The organism is Pseudomonas mosselii (assembly GCF_003205295.1).
GTDB classification, from domain to species: domain Bacteria; phylum Pseudomonadota; class Gammaproteobacteria; order Pseudomonadales; family Pseudomonadaceae; genus Aquipseudomonas; species Aquipseudomonas mosselii_B.
This window is the reverse complement of record NZ_QJRP01000069.1, coordinates 1-5,057: the sequence shown is the minus strand read 5'-3', so window position 1 is coordinate 5,057 and position 5,057 is coordinate 1. Positions and strand designations below refer to the sequence as shown.

Annotated in this window: 2 tRNA genes and 2 rRNA genes; all 4 read right to left on the bottom strand. The window is 52.1% G+C overall.

What is annotated here, in order from left to right:
• Nucleotides 1-22: 22 nt before the first annotated feature.
• The 4 genes from DMX06_RS25930 to DMX06_RS25915 all read right to left on the bottom strand — a co-directional run bounded on the left by DMX06_RS25930 (nt 23) and on the right by DMX06_RS25915 (nt 4,960).
• Nucleotides 23-2,915, bottom strand: a 23S ribosomal RNA gene (locus tag DMX06_RS25930).
• Nucleotides 2,916-3,160: 245 nt separating this feature from the next.
• Nucleotides 3,161-3,236: transfer RNA gene (locus tag DMX06_RS25925), tRNA-Ala, on the bottom strand.
• 24 nt (nt 3,237-3,260) lie between these two features.
• A tRNA-Ile gene (locus tag DMX06_RS25920) sits at nt 3,261-3,337 on the bottom strand.
• Nucleotides 3,338-3,423: 86 nt separating this feature from the next.
• A 16S ribosomal RNA gene (locus tag DMX06_RS25915) occupies nt 3,424-4,960 on the bottom strand.
• The 16S and 23S rRNA genes sit together here with 2 tRNA genes alongside, the layout of an rRNA operon.
• Nucleotides 4,961-5,057 lie beyond the last annotated feature (97 nt).

The window sequence follows — 5,057 nt, the reverse complement described above, 5'->3', positions numbered from 1 at the left end:
GCGCAAATTGCTTGGGTGTTATATGGTCAAGCCTCACGGGCAATTAGTATTGGTTAGCTCAACGCCTCACAGCGCTTACACACCCAACCTATCAACGTCGTAGTCTTCGACGGCCCTTCAGGGAGCTCAAGGCTCCAGTGAGATCTCATCTTGAGGCAAGTTTCCCGCTTAGATGCTTTCAGCGGTTATCTCTTCCGAACATAGCTACCCGGCAATGCCACTGGCGTGACAACCGGAACACCAGAGGTTCGTCCACTCCGGTCCTCTCGTACTAGGAGCAGCCCCTCTCAAATCTCAAACGTCCACGGCAGATAGGGACCGAACTGTCTCACGACGTTCTAAACCCAGCTCGCGTACCACTTTAAATGGCGAACAGCCATACCCTTGGGACCGGCTTCAGCCCCAGGATGTGATGAGCCGACATCGAGGTGCCAAACACCGCCGTCGATATGAACTCTTGGGCGGTATCAGCCTGTTATCCCCGGAGTACCTTTTATCCGTTGAGCGATGGCCCTTCCATACAGAACCACCGGATCACTAAGACCTACTTTCGTACCTGCTCGACGTGTGTGTCTCGCAGTCAAGCGCGCTTTTGCCTTTATACTCTACGACCGATTTCCGACCGGTCTGAGCGCACCTTCGTACTCCTCCGTTACTCTTTGGGAGGAGACCGCCCCAGTCAAACTACCCACCATACACTGTCCTCGATCCGGATAACGGACCTGAGTTAGAACCTCAAGGTTGCCAGGGTGGTATTTCAAGGATGGCTCCATGAGAACTGGCGTCCCCACTTCAAAGCCTCCCACCTATCCTACACAAGCAAGCTCAAAGTCCAGTGCAAAGCTATAGTAAAGGTTCACGGGGTCTTTCCGTCTAGCCGCGGATACACTGCATCTTCACAGCGATTTCAATTTCACTGAGTCTCGGGTGGAGACAGCGCCGCCATCGTTACGCCATTCGTGCAGGTCGGAACTTACCCGACAAGGAATTTCGCTACCTTAGGACCGTTATAGTTACGGCCGCCGTTTACCGGGGCTTCGATCAAGAGCTTCGCTTGCGCTAACCCCATCAATTAACCTTCCGGCACCGGGCAGGCGTCACACCCTATACGTCCACTTTCGTGTTTGCAGAGTGCTGTGTTTTTAATAAACAGTCGCAGCGGCCTGGTATCTTCGACCGGCGTGGGCTTACGCAGCAAGTGCTTCACCCTCACCGGCGCACCTTCTCCCGAAGTTACGGTGCCATTTTGCCTAGTTCCTTCACCCGAGTTCTCTCAAGCGCCTTGGTATTCTCTACCTAACCACCTGTGTCGGTTTGGGGTACGGTTCCCAGTTATCTGAAGCTTAGGAGCTTTTCTTGGAAGCATGGCATCAACCACTTCGCGCTCTAAAGAGCACTCGTCATCAGCTCTCGGCCTTGAGATCCCGGATTTGCCTAAGATCTCAGCCTACCACCTTAAACTTGGACAACCAACGCCAAGCTGGCCTAGCCTTCTCCGTCCCTCCATCGCAATAACTGGAAGTACAGGAATATTAACCTGTTTTCCATCGACTACGCTTTTCAGCCTCGCCTTAGGGACCGACTAACCCTGCGTCGATTAACGTTGCGCAGGAAACCTTGGTCTTTCGGCGTGCGAGTTTTTCACTCGCATTGTCGTTACTCATGTCAGCATTCGCACTTCTGATACCTCCAGCAAGCTTCTCAACTCACCTTCACAGGCTTACAGAACGCTCCTCTACCGCATCACCAAAGGTGATACCCGTAGCTTCGGTGCATGGTTTGAGCCCCGTTACATCTTCCGCGCAGGCCGACTCGACTAGTGAGCTATTACGCTTTCTTTAAAGGGTGGCTGCTTCTAAGCCAACCTCCTAGCTGTCTAAGCCTTCCCACATCGTTTCCCACTTAACCATGACTTTGGGACCTTAGCTGACGGTCTGGGTTGTTTCCCTTTTCACGACGGACGTTAGCACCCGCCGTGTGTCTCCCATGCTCGGCACTTGTAGGTATTCGGAGTTTGCATCGGTTTGGTAAGTCGGGATGACCCCCTAGCCGAAACAGTGCTCTACCCCCTACAGTGATACATGAGGCGCTACCTAAATAGCTTTCGAGGAGAACCAGCTATCTCCGAGCTTGATTAGCCTTTCACTCCGATCCACAGGTCATCCGCTAACTTTTCAACGGTAGTCGGTTCGGTCCTCCAGTCAGTGTTACCTAACCTTCAACCTGCCCATGGATAGATCGCCCGGTTTCGGGTCTATACCCAGCGACTAAAGCGCCCTATTAAGACTCGCTTTCGCTACGCCTCCCCTATTCGGTTAAGCTCGCCACTGAATATAAGTCGCTGACCCATTATACAAAAGGTACGCAGTCACCTAACAAAGTAGGCTCCCACTGCTTGTACGCATACGGTTTCAGGTTCTATTTCACTCCCCTCTCCGGGGTTCTTTTCGCCTTTCCCTCACGGTACTGGTTCACTATCGGTCAGTCAGTAGTATTTAGCCTTGGAGGATGGTCCCCCCATGTTCAGACAAAGTTTCTCGTGCTCCGTCCTACTCGATTTCACTGGCAAGAGATTTTCGTGTACGGGGCTATCACCCACTATGGCCGCACTTTCCAGAGCGTTCCACTAATCTCAAACCAGCTTAAGGGCTGGTCCCCGTTCGCTCGCCACTACTAAGGGAATCTCGGTTGATTTCTTTTCCTCAGGGTACTTAGATGTTTCAGTTCCCCTGGTTCGCCTCTTGCACCTATGTATTCAGTACAAGATAACCAGCTTATGCTGGCTGGGTTCCCCCATTCAGAGATCTCTGGATCACAGTCTGTTTGCCGACTCCCCAAAGCTTATCGCAGGCTACCACGTCTTTCATCGCCTCTGACTGCCAAGGCATCCACCGTATGCGCTTCTTCACTTGACCATATAACCCCAAGCAATCTGGTTATACTGTGAAGACGACATTCGCCGAAAATTCGCATTTCGCTCATTGCTGAGCAGAACTCACAAATTTTACCTTAGCCTGAATAACCAGCAGTGAAACTGGCATTCAGTCTATCTATCACATATCCGAATTTTTAAAGAACGATCTGACAAAAGTCAGAAATCAACATTCATCAACGAATGTTCATTTCTAAGTTCTGAGCAGTGCTGCGAAACCTGAAAGAGTGGTGGAGCCAAGCGGGATCGAACCGCTGACCTCCTGCGTGCAAGGCAGGCGCTCTCCCAGCTGAGCTATGGCCCCGTATTCTAGGCCGCACCAAGTAATTGGTAGGTCTGGGCAGATTTGAACTGCCGACCTCACCCTTATCAGGGGTGCGCTCTAACCAACTGAGCTACAGACCTATAACAGGGTCGCGTTACAGCATCGTCTTTACACAATGAATCAAGCAATTCGTGTGGGAGCTCATCAGCAGGCTGATGTCTTCGATTAAGGAGGTGATCCAGCCGCAGGTTCCCCTACGGCTACCTTGTTACGACTTCACCCCAGTCATGAATCACACCGTGGTAACCGTCCTCCCGAAGGTTAGACTAGCTACTTCTGGTGCAACCCACTCCCATGGTGTGACGGGCGGTGTGTACAAGGCCCGGGAACGTATTCACCGCAACATTCTGATTTGCGATTACTAGCGATTCCGACTTCACGCAGTCGAGTTGCAGACTGCGATCCGGACTACGATCGGTTTTGTGAGATTAGCTCCACCTCGCGGCTTGGCAACCCTCTGTACCGACCATTGTAGCACGTGTGTAGCCCAGGCCGTAAGGGCCATGATGACTTGACGTCATCCCCACCTTCCTCCGGTTTGTCACCGGCAGTCTCCTTAGAGTGCCCACCATTACGTGCTGGTAACTAAGGACAAGGGTTGCGCTCGTTACGGGACTTAACCCAACATCTCACGACACGAGCTGACGACAGCCATGCAGCACCTGTGTCAGAGTTCCCGAAGGCACCAATCCATCTCTGGAAAGTTCTCTGCATGTCAAGGCCTGGTAAGGTTCTTCGCGTTGCTTCGAATTAAACCACATGCTCCACCGCTTGTGCGGGCCCCCGTCAATTCATTTGAGTTTTAACCTTGCGGCCGTACTCCCCAGGCGGTCAACTTAATGCGTTAGCTGCGCCACTAAAATCTCAAGGATTCCAACGGCTAGTTGACATCGTTTACGGCGTGGACTACCAGGGTATCTAATCCTGTTTGCTCCCCACGCTTTCGCACCTCAGTGTCAGTATCAGTCCAGGTGGTCGCCTTCGCCACTGGTGTTCCTTCCTATATCTACGCATTTCACCGCTACACAGGAAATTCCACCACCCTCTACCATACTCTAGCTCGCCAGTTTTGGATGCAGTTCCCAGGTTGAGCCCGGGGCTTTCACATCCAACTTAACGAACCACCTACGCGCGCTTTACGCCCAGTAATTCCGATTAACGCTTGCACCCTCTGTATTACCGCGGCTGCTGGCACAGAGTTAGCCGGTGCTTATTCTGTCGGTAACGTCAAAATTGCACGGTATTAGCGTACAACCCTTCCTCCCAACTTAAAGTGCTTTACAATCCGAAGACCTTCTTCACACACGCGGCATGGCTGGATCAGGCTTTCGCCCATTGTCCAATATTCCCCACTGCTGCCTCCCGTAGGAGTCTGGACCGTGTCTCAGTTCCAGTGTGACTGATCATCCTCTCAGACCAGTTACGGATCGTCGCCTAGGTGAGCCATTACCTCACCTACTAGCTAATCCGACCTAGGCTCATCTGATAGCGCAAGGCCCGAAGGTCCCCTGCTTTCTCCCGTAGGACGTATGCGGTATTAGCGTTCCTTTCGAAACGTTGTCCCCCACTACCAGGCAGATTCCTAGGCATTACTCACCCGTCCGCCGCTGAATCAAGGAGCAAGCTCCCGTCATCCGCTCGACTTGCATGTGTTAGGCCTGCCGCCAGCGTTCAATCTGAGCCATGATCAAACTCTTCAGTTCAATACTGCTTGGGTTTTTAAGAAACCCTAAACTTGGCTCAGCAATCTCAAATGACTATGTGATTTCTCGCATGGCCACTTGTGATGCTGATAATCTT